The sequence below is a fragment of the Microcoleus sp. B13-B6 genome (assembly GCF_036705405.1).
GTDB lineage: Bacteria > Cyanobacteriota > Cyanobacteriia > Cyanobacteriales > Microcoleaceae > Microcoleus.
In genome coordinates this window covers 32,847-52,386 of sequence record NZ_JAUBUJ010000057.1, presented here as the reverse complement: position 1 = coordinate 52,386, position 19,540 = coordinate 32,847, and the positions used below count along the sequence as shown (strand labels likewise).

Here is a 19,540-nt window from a genome sequence, read left to right as displayed (position 1 = left end):
AAAATTGGGACGTATTCTCCGCTTATAAAGCCAGTTTAGGCTTTGTTTGGGCTTAAAATTTGTTTAAGTCCCGTTATGTGGAAACGTTTGACGTATCCGCTCCCAATGCTCAAAACGCAGCGACAGCTATTGTCGATACTCTTATCGACTTTGTAAGACGCAATCAAACAAACCCAAGAGTTGAATTTGAGAAGATTATGATTAGAAGTTCCAAAGGAGAGCGATTAGTATATAAGAGTCTTAGCGAACTTGAAAATAATCGCAGTACAATTTCGGAGGCATTACAAGGATTAAATGGGACAGATCGGGATTTTATCAATACCTTCTGGCGGGCGAAGGTCGATGGAAACCGTTTTATCGGCATTACTAAGGTTTTAGGCATCTCCGCTAAACAGGCAACTACTGGAGAGATTCTTTTCTCTACTCAGCCTTTCTCTGAGGATGCAGAATTTTACCTAATCGAAGAAGATACAAGCACCACAAATCTTCCTTTGGAAACTCGACCGGGTGGAGCGGAGTTTCAGACTGCCTTTATCCTTAAGCAGCCCGAAACATTTCCCAAGGAAAAACTGGGTTGGTATGCCAGTACAATGCGTAAAGAGGTATTCGAGCTGGTATTCAATAACAAAAAAGACCCGGAATCAGGCTATAACCCAGATGGGAAATATCTCAAAGCGGCCAAACGTGCATTTAACTATTTCATGGCTCTTGGTAACATAGAAGCAATGGAAGCTATAACACCTGTTTTCAGCACACTGCAAGCACAGGTTAACCAGCAAGTTACCGTTATGGAAGCGATTCGAGCCGCCTTGAATCCTGAAGAAGTATCTACTAGAATCCTTAAAACTTATGATGCTGAAGCAATGCTCAATAACGTTGCCAACATTATCGATGGTCTTCTACCGGGAGTTGGAGGCGAGGTGAATAAAACACCCGCTCAGATAGCTGCGGAATTAAGAGAATTTGCCGCACAGCTTGAAGAAACTTCTGACGGATTCTTGAAACAAAATAAAGATCAAGGTAATAGCCTGGCTATATTATTGAATTCAGCTAAATCAACGATTAATCGCGGTGTGAGAGAGATGGTTCAACCAATATTGGATACCTACCTAATCAACTACCATCAAAACCTCCCATAAAACGTTTCAACTCCTACCCAATTGTGTTGCTATGACTGAATTTTTCTTCCCACCAAAAGACGTAAAAGCAGTCAACCCAGCAGAAGCCAGAAGGCTGTTTGAGCAAGCCAATCATTTCTGGTTTGAGGAAGGATGCTATCACCTTGTCCTACCGCTTTATCTAGAAGCCCTCAAGTACGACCCCACTGACCCAGTAATGCTCTATCAACTGGCTGTGGTTCTGCGGGCGTTTGAGCGCTTCGATGAGGCAGCACTTGCACTCGAAATGGCATCTCTTCACCAAATCCTTCTCAGCAAAATAGGCAGAAAACTTTTAGATAGAAGGAAAAAATGGCTGCTGAAACATCTTTATAATGCACGGCCCTTGCCCATACCAGCAATAGAAATCGACATAAAACAATTTGTCTTAAAGACTTTTAATTATAATGAGTGGCTTGAAATTGCTATTGCTGCTAGCGAGCGGAGAATGTTTCTTTTGGCAGCAATTACCTATGACAGAAGTCTGCCTTTTTCTGAATTCCAAAAAACTTGGGAAGCCGAACAAGCCAGACTTAATAATCAGAGCGATATCGCAATATTAAATAATCTGCGACCATCCGCCAGACAGCTATTTGAGAAAGCCAATCATTTCTGGTTTAAGGAAGGACGCTATCACCTTGTTCTACCAATTTATCAAGAAGCCCTCAAGTACGACCCGACTGACCCAGTAATGCTCTATCAACTTGCGGTTGTGCTGCGAGCCTTTGAACGGTTCGATGAAGCTGTGCAAGCACTCGATCTGGCATCCCTTTATCAAGACCGTCTGAGTGAGAGGGGCAGAAAGCTTTTTGCTACAATGAAAGAGTGGCTACTGCAACGTCCCTCTTATAGGCCGCCTCTGCCCATTCCCGCGTGGGAAATCGACCTCAAGCAACTTTATTCGATGAATTTTAATAGGAATAATTGGTCTGTAATTAGTGCTGCTGCTGAAGATCGTAGAATGTTTCTTTTGGCTTACGAAACTTATCTTAATGGTAAGGGTTGGTATGACTCTGAAATACTTAAGGAGGAAGAAGAGCTGCGACGCGAGAATGAGAGCGATCGATCGAACTTAAATTATATGCGACGAGATTAAGGTAACTTCTCTGTGCAATATTTCAAACTTACTTAAGACCTTACCATCAAGACATTAGTCCGAGACCATAATTCACATTGTTGCCAAAGTCAAAGAGGAAGTTGAGAACTATGAATCACATAGAAGCAAAGCGGTTATTTGATGAAGCGAATCGTCTGTGGTTTGGGGATATAAAGTTCAACAAAGTGCTACCTCTGTATCGAAAGGCCCTGAAGTACGATCCAACCAATCCTGTCATTCTCTATCAGCTAGCTAACGTGCTGTGGGCTTTTGAACAATTTGACGCAGTGCCAGCGTTAGTTGCCAAAATAGAAAAACACTTAGACCGTTTCAGCGATTTCGGGAAAGAAATGTTTGCTAAAGAAAAATCCCGGTTGCTCGCTCCATCACCTTTCAAAACTCCGATGCCCATACCAGCTTGCTCCATTGACTTAGAAGAACTTGATTCAAAGCGTTGGCCTTGGGAGAAATGGATGGACATTAGATCGCCAGCAGAACAGCGCAGAATGTTTAACTTAGCAGCCCGGGATCGAGATAGAGGTTATCTTTTCGATGGTGACTCAGCAAGAGAGATATGCAAATTAGACGATAAAAACAGCGATTGTTTTGATGATTGACTACTAATGTTCCCCGATGCAAAAGAGTAAAAAATTCTTTGAAAAAGCTGAGCTTTTTTAGAGAAATTTGAAGAATCTCAGCTTTTTCAGAACGAGTGGAAAAACATGAATATCATAGAAGCAAAGCGGTTATTTGATGAAGCGAATCGTCTCTGGTTTTCGCAAGGAAAGTTGAACAAAGTATTGCCACTGTATAGAGAGGCCCTGAAGTACGATCCGTCTAATTCTGTCATTATCTATCAGCTAGCTAACGTGCTGTGGGCTTTTGAAGAATTTGACGAAGTGCGAGCGTTAGTTGCCAAAATAGAAAGAAACTTAGACCGTCTCAGCGATTTCGGGAAAGAAGTGTTTGCTAAAGCAAAACCCAGGCTGCTTTCTCCATCACCTTTCAAAACTCCGATGCCAATACCAGCTTGCTCCATTGACTTAAAAGAACTTAATTCAATGGGTTTATCTCACAAACAATGGATGTGTATTTCATCAGCAGCAAAACAGCGCAGAATGTTTAACTTAGCCGCCCTGGGTGAAGAGCGAAGTTTTCCGTTTATCACTCGTCAATCACAAATAGAAAAACGCAAACTCAAGCAAGAAAACGACAATTGTTTTGGGTATTTAGAACTAATGTTCCCAGACGCAAAGCGATTATTTGATGAAGCGAATCGCCTCTGGTTTGGGTATGGAAAGTTCAACAAAGTATTGCCACTGTATAGAGAGGCCCTGAAGTACGATCCGTCCAATCCTGTCATTCTCTATCAGTTAGCTAATGTGCTGTGGACTTTTGAACAATTTGGCGAAGTGCGAGCCTTAGTTGCCAAAATAGAAAAACATTTAGACCGTTTCAGCGATTTCGGGAAAGAAATGTTTGCTCAAGAAAAATCCCGACTGCTCGACCCATCACCTTTCAAAACTCCTATGCCAATACCAGCTCGCTCCATTGACTTAGAACAACTTGATTCAAGGGGTTGGTCTTGGGAGAAATGGATGGACATTGGATGGCCAGCAGAAGAACGCAGAATGTTTAACTTAGCAGCTATGGCTGAAGAGCGAAGTTGTATTTTTGATGGTGACTCAGCAAGAGAGATATGCGAACTCTACCAAAAAAACAGCGATTGTTGTGATGATTTACTACTAATGTTACCCGAAGCAAAAGAGTAAAAAATCCTGAAAAAACTGAGCTTGTTTCAACTGTATCCCAAGAAAAAATGAAAGGAGCAAATGACTAAAACTAAGGTTTTGCCCCAACCCCGTCACAGAGACGCCGATCGCGATCGCTCACATTAGGATTAGTTCTCAAATAATCTCCCACCCAGTCACAGCCCCTCACCAGCAAATCGTCAAGATCCAAATTCCACAAAATCACCCGATTATCCCGGCCTGCAGAAGCCAGAACCTTCCCATCCGGGCTAAAACTCACACTCATCACACTATCCTTGTGACCCGTCAAAGTTTTCAGCAAAGTCCCGCTGCGACTCCACAGCTTCACCTTATGATCGTAACTGCCCGAAGCAACCAACAAACCATCCGGGCTAAAACCCACGCTAGTCACGCTGTCGCTAGAACCCTTCAGCAGCGTCGCCACCAAAGTCCCATCTACCTTCCACAATTTCACCGAATTGTCGTAACCAGCCGAAGCCAGCATTTTGCCATCAGGGCTAAAAGCAACCCCCAACACAAAACTGTTGTGAGCTGCTTCAAAAGTTCTTAGCAAACGACCGTCCCGATTCCAGAGTTTGAGAGTACCATCATCGCTTGCAGAAGCCAGCATCGAGCCGTCGGGACTGAAAGTCACCCCAGTCACCCAGCCTGTGTGTCCCGTCAAAGTCTTAATCAGCCTGCCGTTTCTAGTCCAGAGTTTCACAGTCTTATCCTTGCTAGCCGTTGCCAGAATCTCGCTGTCGGGGCTAAAACTCACGCTCATCACGCTGTCAGCGTGGCCGTCGAGAGTGAACAGCACAGAAGGCGAACACGGGAATAGCGGAGCCGAAGGACAAGGGAGAATATTATTCATGCCATCTTCTGTCAAACTCCACACCTTCACCGTTTTGTCGTAACTCCCAGAAGCAAGTAGCTGGCCGTCGGGGCTGAAACTGACGCTGGCGACTCTCTGAGTGTGTCCTTCCAAGGTTTCGAGCAAAACTCCCGTGCGACTCCAGAGTTTGATAGTGTTGTCCGTAGAAGCAGAAGCCAGCCTTTGGCCGTCGGGGCTGAAAGTAACGCCTTGCACCCGGTTTTGGTGTCCGTCGAGGGTTTTGAGCGGCACGTCATCGAGTCGCCACAGCCTGATAGTTTTGTCAAAACTTGCCGAAGCCAAGGTTTTGCCTTCCGGGCTAAAACTCACCTGAGTAACTCGATCGGCGTGTCCCTCAAAAGTTCTCAGTAAGCGACTCTCTGGCTTAATGTTGCTAGCATCGGTTGGGCGTTTGTCGCCAACACCAGCAAGATTCCAGAGTTTGACAGTCCCGTCTGCACTTCCAGAAGCAAGGGTTTGACCGTCGGGGGAGAAACTGACACCAAATACCCACTTGCTGTGTCCCCGCAAAGTTGCGAGCAGTTCACCTTTTTTTGCTTGTGTTGAATTTTCTGTTGCTGGGTGTTTTAGTGCAGCGAGGCTCCAGATTTTCACCGTTTTATCTTCACCCGCACTGGCGATCGTTTCACCATCGGGGGAGAAACTGACGGTGTAAATTTTCGAGGGTTGTCTGTTTTCGCTGTGCCATAAATTAGCGATTAACTTACCGTCGGAACTCCACAGTTTCACAGTACCGTCATCGCTCGCCACAGCGATTATTTTGCCGTCGCGGCTGAAGCTTAGCCAATTTACGGGAGCAAATTGTTCGATCGTTCGCAGCAGCGTGCCATCGGTTTTCCAAAGTTTGATAGTTTTGTCTGTAGAGCCACTGGCGATCGTTTGACCGTCCGAGCTAAAAGCAACGCTGGTAACGCTATTAGTATGCCCTTTGAAAGTTGCCAGTAAACTGCCGTCTGTTTGCCAAATTTTGACAGTTTTATCTAAACTGGCCGAGGCTATGATTTTGTTGTCGGGACTGAACGTGACACAGGAGACGCTGTTAGTATGACCTTTAAAAGTTGCCTGCAAACTGCCGTCGCGCCGCCAAAGTTTGACTGTTTTATCTACACTGGAGGAAGCTATTGTTTCACCGTCTGGACTGAAGCTAAGACCCCAAACTACATCGCCGTGTCCTTCCAAGCGGTTGCGTTCTTTGACTCCATAAACTGCCTGCTGGAGGGCGGCAGAAATCAGAATTTCGGTGTCTTTGAGAGTAGACATTTGTTGGGAGTGTTCGATCTGTTTCCACTTTTTACCAGCTCTCAAACTTTCCATCATGGCGTCAAATTTGTTGTTTGAGAAATAAAGTGCTTCTGAAGCGGCTGTCAGGGTACTGATTTCGGCTCGCTGAGTTTGAGCGACAGCTAGCTGTTTTTGACCCACAGCCCGCCACCAAAAATTTACGGCGGCGATGGTGGAACTGGTGAGCAGCATGACGCCGATCACTGCTAATCCCAGCAGTTGTTTGAGAAAAGTATTGGCTCGGTAGAGCTGTGCTTGACTCATTTTTTTGTCTGCTTCTGCTTTGTGCAGTCTCGCTTCTAAGCCGAATCTTTGGCGGATCGGTCGCACTAAATAGTCGTGTACCAATTGATAGCGGTCTTCGGGGGCTTCCCGTAGCAGAAATAGCAAACCGTGACCAACTAAAATGTCTAAAATTAAGTCGAGGTTGTCGGTTTTCTTTTGTCGGCTTTCAGGGTCTTTGGCGAAGTGTCGCGGTAGGGGAATTCGGTTTCTGCCGATCGCCGATAATTCGGTTTCGCGGGCATCGGCTGGCTGCGAGCCTGTAACTAATGAGAGTTCGTGTTTAGTTTTTATCAGTCTAACGCCTCTTTCATCTGTCAGGGAAAACAAGATTTTCCAAGCTGCGTCTTCGTTAACCAGGCCACAGTCAGAGATGACTCTTTCGAGCGATCGCTTCACTAATTCCGCTTTGGGATTGTCCCCCAATTGCTGGTATTGTGCTAGACTGGTAATACCTTCTTCTTGTAGTTGCGCTCCTACTACCTGCAATTCGATTGGTCGCACTTCTTGCAGTTCGTCTGCTAAATCTTCTACGAAGGCATCGATCAGTGCCGGCTCTAAATAAAATTCCGCCCGTTCTGTTAAGTGTCCGATGACAGCCCGCGCGTCTTTGATAGAAAAACTCCGCAGTTGGTAGCGGATACTTTTGTCGAGAATGTTATTGTTAATAGCGTCAAGATTAGGGAAGCGATCGCAATCTAGTAAGTAGTGCAAATAATCTTCGCGCAAGCACAGAATGATCTTGACATAAGGCAAGTTCAAAAACAAACGCAAAAAATTATAAAAAAGTTGTCTTTGTGCCACTGAAGTCGAAACAAAGAAAAACTCTTCAAATTGATCGAAAATCAGCACAGTCAACAAATTATTTGTGGCATTTTCGCGCAACTGCTCTATAATAAAAGAAGAGACTTCCGAGCTGCGAGCCGGAATCAGCGAGCAACTTCTTTTGTGGATTTCCTGTAGTCCTTTCGAGATTAATTTACTTTCCTCTTCGGCTTGTTTGTCGTACAGTGCGCTGTTCAAAGCATTTTCTAACTCCACCAGCCAGTCGGTGTAAACTTTGACTACTACAGGCAATGTATCCCGCGCGCCCGGAGTAATATTTTTCAAAGCTGGTACTAAGCCGGCATTGACTAGAGAACTTTTCCCGACTCCGCTGGGCCCATGAATAATAGTTAATTTATGGTCGTCCCTGCTAATTCTTTCTAGCAAGCTATTGATATCTGTTTGGCGCGAGTAAGCTGTCATTTCGGCTGCGATGGCAGCTTGGTTTTGAGCTGAGGGGCCTGAAGGATTGACCGCTTGGCGCTGCTGCTGCAATTGGCTGGCTCCGATAAAAGCTCTAAATCCGTATTGATATTCGATCGAACGCTGGGTTTTTTTAATCCGAAACGCTTTAAGATACTCTCCCTGCTCGAAATAAACCGCTTGTAATTCCGTCAAAATATCGATGTAAAGTCGGGGGTCGTACTTCGGCTCGCTTTGAGATTGAGCCAACTCCAAAGAACGAACCGCCGCTTCCCACTGGCCTAGCTGCCGCAAACTTCGGGCTAAAAGTAAAAGATACGAACTCCTGTCGGATTTAGGATGTTGGATTTTAGATTTGGGTTCGTTACTTAACTCATTAGGGCCCAGAAATTCTGGATAATTTCCCTCAAACCCCAATCTCAAATCTTCAATCAGCAATCTCAAATCATTAGGCGTTTGATCCAAAATCGCCAAAGCCAACTCGGCTAGCTGGCGGGCTTGACTCCACCTCGACTCTTGCAGGGCAACTTCAGCCAAAAAGCCGTAATCTTGAGCTAGTTGGCTGGGAGTACCGTAAGTGAAGTGCAACTGCAAAGAATTTTCAGCTAATGCTTGCAACTCTCCCCAAGCTTTCAGGCGCTGCAGCACTTCTCCGAGGTGTGCTGTCACCTCAGCTACTAATTCCGGGCGTGAGGCCAGGGAGAAAGCGTTTCTAGATTGTTCCAGGCTAATCCAAGCTTGTTCCCAGTGCTGGCGGTTGGCAACCGGGTTTCTGGCTGCTTGCAAGCGGTGACACAGGGCTATGTGAAACAGCACTATGCCTTCTCTCTCTAAAAATAAAATATTGGGGACAGGATTCGACAAGGAGGGGAAGGTTTCTGGGTTTTCGGAATTTTCCAAGTTTGCCAGTTCCCAGTTGCCCGTTTGCTGCTGCCAAAATGCTAAACTTTCTTGGTAGTGAATTAAGGCTGTTTCGGTTTGATCGCTGACATAGTAATCTCGACCGAGAACGAATTGCAGGCTGGCTTTGAGGGCGGGTTCTAATTCTTCACCGCGATTTTGTAAATCTCTTAAAGCTAATTCTAGTTCTCGGCGTGGCAAAGAGCCGATCGCCAAATCGAAGGTATTGCCCGGACTCAATGGCGAATACGAGTGGACATCTGATTGTCGTGGGTTTTGGGGCCCTGAGTTAAAAGTTAGAAAGCGTTCTCTGGGGCTGAGTTCGCGCTCCATGTCGCGTTTTTCGCACTGGGTGTCGCAGGTCTCACAATTAGCGATGGTGCTGACGTTGCTGCTGGCGAGTTCTTGATTAAGTTCGCCTATTTTAAATATAGTATCGGCCCGCCTAGCGAGGAAATTAATTAATTCGTCAACGCCCATTTCAAATTTAATTGTGGCGGCGGCCCAACTTTTGAAATCCGGGGCCAGACGAATCATTTTGGTCACGATATCATCTGTTACCCACAAAATCACTGGGCAGGAAAAATTTTTGCGAAATTCGTCTCGCACTTGATTGGTAGAAGCCATCAATTCGTCGATCGCTACTACTGTTTCTAAACCGAATACCATCAAAGCCGAGGCGGCACCGACAGGCGAGTACCCCTCGTGAAAAGTGCTTGCCTGCAGGGTCGTGTAGAGGGTTTTAACTGAAGGTGGCAGGACGATATCTTGAATTGGAACTGGGGACACTTCTCGCAGCCGCTGCGCTATTGTCTGCCGCAACTGCTCGTAGTTGCAACGCACCAAAATTAGCGAGAATTGGTGTTGAGACATTGTGATTGACCTGACCAGAGTTTTGAGCGATCGCTCGTTGTAGTTGGCAGTTTCTTGTACCTTAATTAGATCGGTCATGCGTGCACCTCTTTTGCATTAATCAATTACCTAACGCTCGCCAATCGTGACTGAAAGCGTATCTACTTAGACATCGCCGTCTCTGTCTCACGCTTTATCTCTGTATAAATACGTAGTTTTCCGTACTTGTCCTATCAATACTTACATATTTATTAGATCCAATGTAAAGATATCATACCTCTCAATCTCATAGAATGCTAGACTTGCCAATAAAAATTTAAGGTTATCTTAGATTTTTTGATTCAGGTATATATAAAGGACTACAGATCGTAAATAGCCAACCGCTAAGTTTATCCTTATAGCGACGACTAGCTATTAGTAAACAACTCCCATATATCTGTAGCAGGCATTTAACACAACAGCCAAAACAATTGTCGTCCGGGATGGGATTATGTGAAGTTAAGAGCAACAGGTAAAAACAGACATAGGGGGTATGACATTGCAGATATGAGAGTTGAGAGTGGGCAAAGTCCTTAGTGTGGTGGCAAAGTTTTACAGGACAATAACATTCACCGCCTATAGCCAGCATTCAACAGAAATCTGCCAGTGGCAAAAACCGCTGGCAGATTTCTGTATTGGATGGTAAAATTTCGGATTTTTGAGCGATGAATTTTCCGTTAAATACTTTCTAAGTCCCTCGTGGTTAAGGGTTCTTAGAGTGGCGAAGCTATCTCAAAAATCCCAACTATTTTGCTTCAGTGCGCTGCAGCCACTCCTTATATTTTCTGGTTTCTGCTAGGGCTGGATTAATCCCAAACCAACGACCTTCTTGATCGCGGTATTCAAAGACAAACATACTTCGCAACAAGATTTGAGACTCTTCTTCGCCGGTTACACTTTGTCGGTTGACGACTTGAAACAGCAATTCCCATTCCATGTCATTGATGGCTCCCAAAAGGTCATCGCGATATTCTTGAATGACGCTTTCGAGGCATTCGCGAGAGAAGGGAGGGTCTTCGTGCTGCAAACAGCTATACAAAAGCATCAGTAGATTGCGAACGTGACCGCCACTAATCCGACAAAGCCGATCTAAAGTTTCGGGAGAGTCAAACACCTGGGAAATCAAATCAAGGCGTTGAGGGGGAGCAACTTTCGGGAAAGCTCTAGCTAATACTAGCTGCCGCAGCAGTGCCATTCCTTCGAGGTGGTCTTCGCCCGATCGCACTTGCACTGGTACCATCGGCATCACCTTGGGCTTGACTCCAAATCGACTGGCGAGGCGGCCGAAGTCGTTGGAAAAAATCAAAGTCAGGGGAATCGTGTAGACGACATGGCAACTGAGTTTTTTCAACTGTTCGCCGCGGTCTAAAAACAGGTATTCTGGCTGGGTGCGTCCGTTGGGTTTGATGCAGGGGTCAAGGCGATCGAGGTTGTCAACGATGACTGCGAGTCCTTTTTTGCCTTGGTGCTTGAGTTCGGCGTTAGCTTTGTTGAGGAGTTCTTCGTTGATGGACTGCAAGATGCTGTTGGTGCGGGGTTCGAGATATTGCCTGAGTTGCGATCGCAGTTTGGGAGAGTCTTTCGTTTTAGCCGTAACTTTAGCAATGCCTATAGATAACTCCGCTTCCGCTGACAAATCTATGGGAGTCTGCAAAAATTCTGCCACTTCTGCAAACAGATTTGTAAAATAGCTCGGTCTGAGTTTGATTTTAGCGGATTCCATAGTTTCGCTGACTTGGCGCGCAATGCTCAGCAAAATATCGCTGATATCTACATCACCCATGTCTAAGTCTTGGGAAGACTCGAAGTAAACGACGCAAAAACCCTCTTGTTCGAGCTCAGCTTTGAGTCGAAACAATTCCGTAGATTTGCCACAGCCGATATGTCCTGTAAATAGCTGACAGGTTGGCTGGTCAGGCGAGATGCGGGTAATGGTTCGCTGTAAAGATTCAATGATTTTGCCGCCCCGCACGGAACCAAAATCAATGTAGTATTGATAATCCCCTGGGTCTCCCGCAACAAGGGTCTTGCTGGGGTTGCAGGCTTTATAGAATCTGTCTAATTCGAGTGCGATCACAATGGAAGCCGAATAAAAGTTAAAAAGTTAATCGAAAGTCTAAACTTTCTTTACTTGAGTTTAGTTTGATTTGTAACCTTTTGCCCTGTGGGGTAATGCCCTAAATACCCAAAGAACCTTTATCTGGTAAGGGGTTTTCCCGGCGCAGGAATTGGGAACTTTTAATTAATAATTTTTTATTACTTAGCGGTATCCGTGATATTACTGATATTGGCAGGAGTCTGGGTAAATTTGCGGGGATCTGGTTAAATGGTAGGGGAAAACAGGGCTCAAGAGACAGAGATTAAACAGTTTTGAATTTGTGCTAATCCTTAATTACTATATTGTCAAGACGTAGATGGCTAGTTTTGGAGCGGTTTCTCAAACAGAGTTAGGGCGCAGGCGCCAAAAGTTGCGGCAGCAGAGACGCGCTCGATTGGCGGCTGTTGTGTGGCAAATGCTGGCAGCAAGCGCGATCGCCGGGGGTTTGCTGTGGTGGATTGGGCAGCCGGCTTGGTTGATTGCCCGATCGGAACAAGTGAAGGTGGAGGGCAATCAGTGGCTATCGGATAAGGCGGTGCGGTCTTTGGTTCCGCTGTCTTACCCGCAATCATTGTGGGGGATTCAACCGCAGGCGCTGGCCCAAAAGCTGGAGTCAACGGGGCCCATCGCTAAAGCGAAGGTGACTCGTAACTTGTTTCCGCCGAGTTTGACTATAGAAGTGGCAGAACGCCTGCCGGTGGCGATGGCGCAGCCGACGGCGGTGTTGCGATCGAACAGTGACAAGGAAAAAGTGGGGTGGCTGGACGCTCGCGGAGGTTGGATGCCGTCGGATAGTTATACTGCTGTACGATCGCAGAATAGTTCGATCGGGCCCGGCAGCATTCCGGGAACGCAGCCTCAGCGTTCTTTGCCCACTTTAAAAGTCATCGGGCCTTTGGAACAGTATCGCGCCTCTTGGCCGAAGTTTTACCAAGGACTCAGCGGCTTGACGGTGAAAGTGTTTGAGATTAATTGGCAAAACCCGAACAACTTGATCTTGAAAACAGAGATCGGTACCGTACACTTAGGGCCGTACAGTTCCAAGACTGCGGAGCAACTTAAGGTTTTAGACCGAATGCGACAATTGCCAAAACAGATAGATTCAAGCAAAATAGCCTACATTGACTTGAAAAATCCTGCTTCGCCGATCGTCCATTTGCCACAACTCCCCGGCAGTTTGGAAAGTTCAACTCCCGCACCAACTCGCGCCCAGAATTGATCCTCTGTCAACAGAAGGTAGAAGGTATCGATCGATAGGCAGAATTTTTGCCCATCAGGATCTATAGGCAGGGCTTGCAATCAGCACAGTTTTTGGATAGCGCTCCGCGTCTGGGGCTAGTATCCATTTTTTTTCCTTCTGCCTTGCTTACAATTGCCTTGATCCGGTCAAGCACCTTGATGGCGTCAAGCGAGGTCTGGGCTAGCGAGGCCGGCAAAATCCGAGATTGCTAACATTAAGCATCCATCAGTGTTAGTTTTTCGCGCAACTTAGCCTATAGTTGATTGTGAATTGGCGTTTAGTTAACAAGCTCTAATCTACCATCCCCGACTCTAATGAAGCTTAATAATAGACAGGGGTCTGACCAAGACAGTCCCCCTTCGGAAGAAGTAAAAAATTTTCCGGTGGCTGCAGATTCCGCCAATCCCTTTAGACGCAAGTCTGGTTATGTAAATGTAGATAGTATTGATATCGATCCTATGGTCAATCCCAAAGACATAATGCCCAGCAGTGCCGCCAAAATCAAAGTAATTGGCGTCGGCGGTGGTGGGGGCAACGCCGTTAACCGGATGATTGCCAGCGAGGTTTCTGGTGTCGAGTTTTGGTGTGTGAATACAGATTCCCAAGCTCTGGTTCTCTCAAATGCTCCGAAACGCTTGCAAGTCGGACAGAAGTTGACGCGCGGTTTGGGGGCGGGGGGCAATCCGGCGATCGGTCAAAAGGCTGCGGAGGAATCTCGTGACGAGGTTGCTAATGCTCTGAATCACGCGGATTTGGTATTTATCACAGCCGGCATGGGCGGCGGTACGGGCACGGGCGCGGCTCCGATCGTGGCTGAGGTCGCTAAGGAAATGGGCGCCTTGACTGTAGGCATAGTAACGCGGCCTTTTACGTTTGAGGGACGGCGGCGCACCAGCCAAGCTGAGGAAGGGATTGCGGCTTTGCAAACCCGGGTGGATACGCTGATTGTAATTCCTAACGACAAGCTGCTGTCTGTGATTTCGGAACAAATGCCCGTACAAGAGGCTTTTCGAGTTGCTGACGATATCCTGCGCCAAGGGGTTCAGGGTATTTCTGACATTATTACTATTCCCGGTTTGGTGAATGTTGACTTTGCTGACGTGCGGGCAGTAATGGCTGATGCGGGTTCGGCTTTGATGGGCATCGGCGTGGGTTCTGGCAAGTCGCGGGCTAGGGAGGCTGCGATGCAGGCTATTTCTTCGCCTCTGCTGGAAGCTTCGTCTATTGAGGGCGCTAGAGGTGTGGTGTTTAACATCACGGGCGGTACTGACATGACGCTGCACGAGGTGAATGCGGCGGCTGAGACGATTTACGAGGTTGTCGATCCGAATGCCAATATTATTTTTGGAGCGGTGATTGACGAGCGGCTTCAGGGCGAAATTAAGATTACTGTGATCGCTACTGGTTTTTCGGGGGAAGTTCCGGCGTCTCCGCCTCCGGGGCGGACGCAAAATGTTAATGCTCCTTGGCGGGCTGCAACTGTGCCGGTGACTCCTGCTCAACAGACGCCCGATCCGAAAGCGAAACCGCCGCAGGATTTGGGATTGGATATTCCTGAGTTTTTGCGTAACCGTCGCCCGCCAAGATGATTTTAGATTTTAGATTTTAGATTGGGGATTTGGCGATTTTGGATTTGGCGATTTTGGATTTTAGATTGGGGATTTGGCATTGAATCTCCACTCTCCCATCTAAAAAATCGAAAATATCGATCATCTAAAATCTCAAATCTAAAAAATCTAAAATCTAAAATCTAAAATCTAAAATTTCCAGGGTTTGTCCTGGTTCGGGTTCGAGGAGTTGGGTGGAGAGTCCCGATTTTGCTAGTAAATCGCGAAATTCGGGGATGCTGCCGATCGAGCGCACTAACATTGGTAAAATGCCTGTGGCTCGGATGTCTCCCGCCGCTGTAGGCAGGAAAAACCTAGGTTTCAGTGTTTGGGCCAGGCCGAGGGCTTCAGAAGGCCCGATGATGACTTGTCCGAGGAATGGGAAGATTTGACCGATGACTGGGGCGATGGCTACGTCTACTGTGTCTATTTTCTGTTTGACTTTTTCTAATGGCGGCAGGTGCGGTTCGTAATAAAGTGTCTCGCCGCTGCTTAAATCTTTGAGCAAGTAGCCGTTTTCTTCCTGTCCGGGCCCGATTTCGGCTCCGGGTACGGCGGTAATTTGTAACTTTTCTTTATAATTAAATTCTTGCCAATTGGCTAAAGATGTGATATGGGTGTAACCTAAACTGCTGAGGACTTTGGCGGCGGTGGGTGAGGCGATCGCGGGAATCGTGCGATCGAGCTGTTCGAGTGTTGGTCTGTGACAGTGGTCGTCTAATCCTTGGGAAATCAGGATGAGGTCGATCGGCGGTAAGGTGCTGGGAGTGAAGGGGACGGGGGTGTTGTGGTAGGCGGTGAACAGCCAGGGTTGACCGTAAAATACGAGGGGATCGACCAGCCAGGGATCGACGAGGATGGTTTGACCGGCGATGTGGAAGATCCAAGAGTTGAGGTCGATTCGGGTGAGTTTCACGGTTGTTTGCAATAATTCTTTACATTTGGTTTAATCATAGCTAATTTTGTTTGGGAATTTTAACCCCTTCGGAAGCACAGGCGGGACGCCCGTGCCACGGGGAAGCACAGGCGGGATGCCCGTGCCACGGGGAATCACAGGCGGGACGCCCGTGGCACGGGGAAGCACAGGCGGGACGCCCGTGCCACAGATATGATTGGGATTTGTCTGGTTCAAGTTGGCGTTTATCTGGGGTTGAAAGAAGATGATTAAATCGAAGATTCCTGTGGCTTTGACTGTGGCTGGTTCCGATAGTGGCGGCGGGGCCGGAATTCAGGCGGATTTGCGGACTTTTGCGTTTCACTGTGTGCACGGTACGAGTGCTTTGACTTGCGTGACGGCTCAAAATACTTTGGGGGTGATGCGAGTTGATGCTTTGTCTGCTGAGGCTGTGGCGGCTCAAATTGAGGCGGTGGTTGGGGATATTGGGGTACACGCTGTGAAAACTGGGATGCTGCTGAATCGGGAAATTATGGCGGCGGTGGCTTCACAGGTGGAAGCTTTGGGAATAGGGAATTTGGTTGTCGATCCGGTGATGGTTTCACGATCGGGCGATCGATTGATTGATGACGGGGCGATCGCATTTTTGCGGGATGTTTTGATTCCAATGGCTGCTGTCGTGACTCCGAATCGGTTTGAGGCTCAGATTTTGAGCGGTTTAGAGATTGTTTCTCTAGACGATATGCGATCGGCGGCGCAGCAGATTTATCGTTTGGGTGCGAAAGCTGTTTTGGTGAAGGGCGGCGGGATGGCGGGAGATTTGCGGGGAATTGATGTTTGGTTTGATGGTACGCGGTTGGATGTGTTGAAGACTGAGAATGTTGATACTCCCAATACTCACGGGACTGGTTGTACTTTGAGTGCTGCGATCGCCGCTAATTTAGCATTAGGTAAAGATTTATTGACGGCGGTGACATTGGCTAAGGATTATGTTACTACTGCTCTCAAATATGCTTTGGATATTGGGGAAGGTCAAGGCCCAGTAGGTCATTTTTTCCCCCTTTTAGTGAAATAAGAAGTTATTGGTTATTGGTTATTTATTTGTTGCTCGCTTGGGCCTGCTAATAACAACTGTCAACTGTCAACTGTCAACTGTCAACTGTCAACTGTCAACTGTCAACTGTCAACTGTCAACAATCAGTTAATTTCTTAATTTTTCAGGCGATAAAGCGATCGCCACCAAGTCTTCGATTTTCTTAATATTCGGATCGCCGGCCAAATAACCAATCCCTCGGTGCAAGTGCAGGCGAAATTGTTTGGCTAGAGTTTCTTTTTCTGTGCCTAAATTGTCTTGATAACAGCGCTGCTTGAGGGCAATTATCAAGATATCAGCCATGTCGCCGCCGAAGACATCCCAGCTTAATTCGACGTTGCTGTCGCTGGGAATTGGTACTGGCGATGGGATGCTGGGTTCGGCGAGCGATCGGCAAAATCCCCACCTGCATAGAATATTCCACTGATCGATTTTTGTCGATCGTTTCAGTTTTGATAGTTGGTCTTTGCCTGTTTGGGAGAGGCGGATGCGATCGACTGGTGGTTCCATGAGTTTGAGATTTTTTGGTATATTGTAAACAGTGTTAATGTTGGGGAAGCAAAGCCTCTAGATTACCCGAAATAATTAACATTTTTTTACACGGCGCGACTTGATTAAATCGGTTTTTTTTGGTATTCTTATTTTAGTAGGATTTATCCTTAATAATGGGATGGTGGCAAAAATAAAATTTTCGCAACCATCCCATTATGATATATATACTACCGCAACTCCCCAGCAAAGTCAAGGGGGTTGCGGCTATTTTTTAGCGCGAATTTTTATTCCCAGAAGTAACCTTTTTCGACGGTGGTTTGGTGTTTGGCGGAGTCGTATTTGAGGAGGTAGCTGTGGGCGATCGCCTCTAATTCTTGGAGTTTTTCGTATTCTACTTTTCTAATTTCCGTGTCGGTAGAAAGCAGGATGACTTGGTGGCTGGCCGAGGGGAAATAGCGTTCCACTAGGTTGTTTCTGTGGGAGGAGTCGAGGCGGCCCAAGGGAGTGTCGATCGCCACTGGCAATTGTCTCCCGGATACTCTAGCCAATCCCCACAAAAAGGCGATCGCCAGCAATTGTTTTTCCCCGGCAGAAAGTCGGTGTTTGGGTACCGGTTTGCCTTCTGGATCGTAAATGGAGAGGCTAAATGTTTGAGTGTCGATCGCAACTCTGTGCACCAGGTCGGTTTTATGCAACAGGTAGCGGAAACAGTCGGTAATTTCTATTTCGAGTTTGTTGAGTTTTTTGAGGGTGAGTTTTTCTTTAAATAGTTTCAGGGTGGCTTGGGCTTTGGCGATAGAAGCGATGACGTGTTGGCTGTTTCTGATGGTGATGAATTCGCTGCTGTAGTTTTCTAGTTCTTTTTGGTTTTTGGCTAATTCTCTCTCTAATTCATCGACGCGGCGGTTGGCTGATTCGCAGGCTGCTGCTGCGATAGCGACTGCTTTTTGGGCTTTCCTGACTTCTTCTTCTAGTTTTTCGTAGGCTTCGGGGGAAGCTGCGGCTGCGAGTTCTCTGTCTGTGAAGTCAATTTCTGATTCGATGTTTTTGATTTCTTCTATTTGGTCGCGGGCTAGAATTTGCTGGGCTTTGATTTGGTAGCTAAGGAGGTTTTCTAGTTGCTGGATGGTGTTGTTGTCGGCGTTCATCCAGGGCGGAACGTCTGTTCCGGCTTGCTGTTCTAGTTCTTGGTTTTCTTGGCGGATGAAGTCTTGAATTTTATCTAACTGTTGGGGATTTAAGGAGATTTCTGCGATATAGTTGAGAAGGCGATCGCTTCTTTGTTTGATAAGATTTTGGGCAATCTTTGCTTGCTGCTGGCTGGCTTCTGTTTCTGCTTGAATTTTTGCTTCACTTAGCAAGGGCGAAATTAGGGCTAGTGGTAGCGTATTTGATGCCAATTCCATCATGGCTTGACGGCTTTTGTCGGCCTTATTTCTGTAGTCATTTAGCTTGCTGTCTAGCTGACTGCGATCGGCGGCAATTTTCCCGCCTTCATAAATAAATTTGTCTGATGCTTGTTGCTGATTTTTTTGAGCTTTATCTAATTCGTTTTTAAAGCTGGCTTGTTCTTGCTTAGCTAACTCTATTTCATCAGAAATTTTCTGAAAAATTTGTTCGATTTTCTCTAAAGCAGCCAAGTCTTTTTTGCCAGCAATTTCTTTCCGCTTGCGGCCGGCTAAAATTTCTAAATCGACGGCGAGGCGTTCTGCTAATTCTAAACCTAAAAGAGATTTAATCGCCCCGACGACAAACTCTGGCGGTGTTTCGAGTTCGGCGAGTTCTTTTACTTGTTCGCCGTCAAACAAAAATAGGTTGGATATTCCGACGGGCAAAAGAGTTTCGATGTATTCGTCCCAGGTGTTAGTAATTGCTTTGTCCGACCACCAATCGCTGACAATCTCGCTGTATATGAGAATGCTTAAGTTGTCTTTGATGTCGGATTTTTTCCAGTATCTAACTATTTTGAATTGAGCTAATTTGTCATCTTGGACTTGTTCAAATGTTAGTTCGACGCGGGTATCTTCTAATGGGGGAGTGTGGCGGTTGACGCATTGATTGAGAAAGTCGCTGTAGCTTAAATTGCCTCTGGTGGAACATTGGGCGCGGCCACCGTAGAGGGCGAGGCGAATGGCGTCCATGAGGGTGGTTTTGCCGCCGCCATTCATGCCGCCAAATAAAATGACTGGGCAGGGATTTCCGTCTTTTTCGGGGCGGAGATTGATGGTTTGGGTGCCTGCATAGGGGCCGAAGTTTTTGAGGACGAGTTCGAGGAATTGCATTGTAGATGTTGTTGAGATGGGATGAAAGTTGGTGGGTGCGATGTGTGAGTCCCCCAGTACGACAGGGATTGAAATCCCTGTCTCATAGCTGAAGTCCTCTGAAGAGGACTGAAGTTTGTGACTGTTGAATCTGGGTTTTTAGTCGGTTTTAACCGACTTTCGCTATGAGACGGGGATTTCAATCCCCGGCGGATCTTCGGGTAAGCCCGATCGACTCGATTGATTGATCGGGCTCGATGTGTGAGTCCGACAGTCCGACAGGGATTGAAATCCCTGTCTCATAGCTGAAGTCCTCTGAAGAGGACTGAAGTTTGTGACTGTTGAATCTGGGT

Annotated in this window: 13 protein-coding genes; 8 read left to right on the top strand and 5 right to left on the bottom strand. The window is 46.7% G+C overall.

Translation table 11 applies throughout. The annotated features are described in order from the left end of the window. Window positions 1-77: 77 nt before the first annotated feature. From QUB35_RS23280 to QUB35_RS23265, 4 genes are all read left to right on the top strand, one after another. Window positions 78-1,139, top strand: a complete 1,062-nt coding sequence (locus QUB35_RS23280) for a hypothetical protein (RefSeq protein ID WP_333144065.1) — start codon at window positions 78-80, stop codon at window positions 1,137-1,139. A gap of 31 nt (window positions 1,140-1,170) precedes the next feature. Further along, complete coding sequence (locus QUB35_RS23275) at window positions 1,171-2,253, top strand: tetratricopeptide repeat protein (RefSeq protein WP_333144064.1); 1,083 nt, start codon at window positions 1,171-1,173, stop codon at window positions 2,251-2,253. A 110-nt stretch (window positions 2,254-2,363) separates the two neighbouring features. Continuing rightward, complete coding sequence (locus QUB35_RS23270) at window positions 2,364-2,870, top strand: tetratricopeptide repeat protein (protein WP_333144063.1); 507 nt, start codon at window positions 2,364-2,366, stop codon at window positions 2,868-2,870. Between the two features lie 105 nt (window positions 2,871-2,975). Then, window positions 2,976-4,025: a tetratricopeptide repeat protein gene (locus QUB35_RS23265; protein WP_333144062.1), complete on the top strand. Its 1,050-nt coding sequence runs from the start codon at window positions 2,976-2,978 to the stop codon at window positions 4,023-4,025. Window positions 4,026-4,095: 70 nt separating this feature from the next. Here the strand turns inward: QUB35_RS23265 and QUB35_RS23260 are convergent, their stop codons facing one another. Together QUB35_RS23260 and QUB35_RS23255 are read right to left on the bottom strand one after the other, a co-directional pair. Continuing rightward, window positions 4,096-9,561, bottom strand: coding sequence for a WD40 domain-containing protein (locus QUB35_RS23260; RefSeq protein ID WP_333144061.1), 5,466 nt, complete (start codon window positions 9,559-9,561; stop codon window positions 4,096-4,098). A 685-nt stretch (window positions 9,562-10,246) separates the two neighbouring features. Then, on the bottom strand, window positions 10,247-11,578 hold the full coding sequence (locus QUB35_RS23255; protein WP_333144060.1) for an ATP-binding protein: 1,332 nt from the start codon (window positions 11,576-11,578) through the stop codon (window positions 10,247-10,249). 337 nt (window positions 11,579-11,915) lie between these two features. Between QUB35_RS23255 and QUB35_RS23250 the strand changes: the two genes are divergently transcribed. Next, window positions 11,916-12,818 carry an FtsQ-type POTRA domain-containing protein gene (locus QUB35_RS23250; protein ID WP_333144059.1) on the top strand — a complete coding sequence of 301 codons (903 nt, stop codon included), beginning with the start codon at window positions 11,916-11,918 and terminating at the stop codon, window positions 12,816-12,818. 335 nt (window positions 12,819-13,153) lie between these two features. Further along, window positions 13,154-14,428 (top strand): cell division protein FtsZ, encoded by a 1,275-nt coding sequence (gene ftsZ / locus QUB35_RS23245; RefSeq protein WP_333144058.1) that lies wholly within the window; start codon window positions 13,154-13,156, stop codon window positions 14,426-14,428. 154 nt (window positions 14,429-14,582) lie between these two features. Here ftsZ and QUB35_RS23240 read toward each other — a convergent pair whose 3' ends face one another. Beyond that, window positions 14,583-15,362, bottom strand: coding sequence for an MBL fold metallo-hydrolase (locus QUB35_RS23240; protein ID WP_333144057.1), 780 nt, complete (start codon window positions 15,360-15,362; stop codon window positions 14,583-14,585). A 50-nt stretch (window positions 15,363-15,412) separates the two neighbouring features. On the opposite strand from QUB35_RS23240, the gene QUB35_RS23235 reads away from it, so the two are divergent. Both QUB35_RS23235 and thiD read left to right on the top strand, forming a co-directional pair. After that, entirely contained in the window at window positions 15,413-15,610 is a 198-nt protein-coding gene (locus tag QUB35_RS23235) for a hypothetical protein (protein ID WP_333144056.1), read from the top strand. Continuing rightward, the gene (gene thiD / locus QUB35_RS23230; protein ID WP_333144055.1) at window positions 15,607-16,416 is read left to right on the top strand and encodes a bifunctional hydroxymethylpyrimidine kinase/phosphomethylpyrimidine kinase; all 810 of its coding nucleotides are present in this window, start codon (window positions 15,607-15,609) and stop codon (window positions 16,414-16,416) included. The genes QUB35_RS23235 and thiD overlap by 4 nt, the downstream gene beginning before the upstream one ends. A 126-nt stretch (window positions 16,417-16,542) precedes the next feature. On the opposite strand, the gene dndE is transcribed toward thiD, so the two are convergent. Then, the gene (gene dndE / locus QUB35_RS23225; protein ID WP_333144054.1) at window positions 16,543-16,944 is read right to left on the bottom strand and encodes a DNA sulfur modification protein DndE; all 402 of its coding nucleotides are present in this window, start codon (window positions 16,942-16,944) and stop codon (window positions 16,543-16,545) included. Window positions 16,945-17,210: 266 nt separating this feature from the next. Next, entirely contained in the window at window positions 17,211-19,208 is a 1,998-nt protein-coding gene (gene dndD, locus QUB35_RS23220; RefSeq protein ID WP_333144053.1) for a DNA sulfur modification protein DndD, read from the bottom strand. Between the last annotated feature and the right edge of the window lie 332 nt (window positions 19,209-19,540).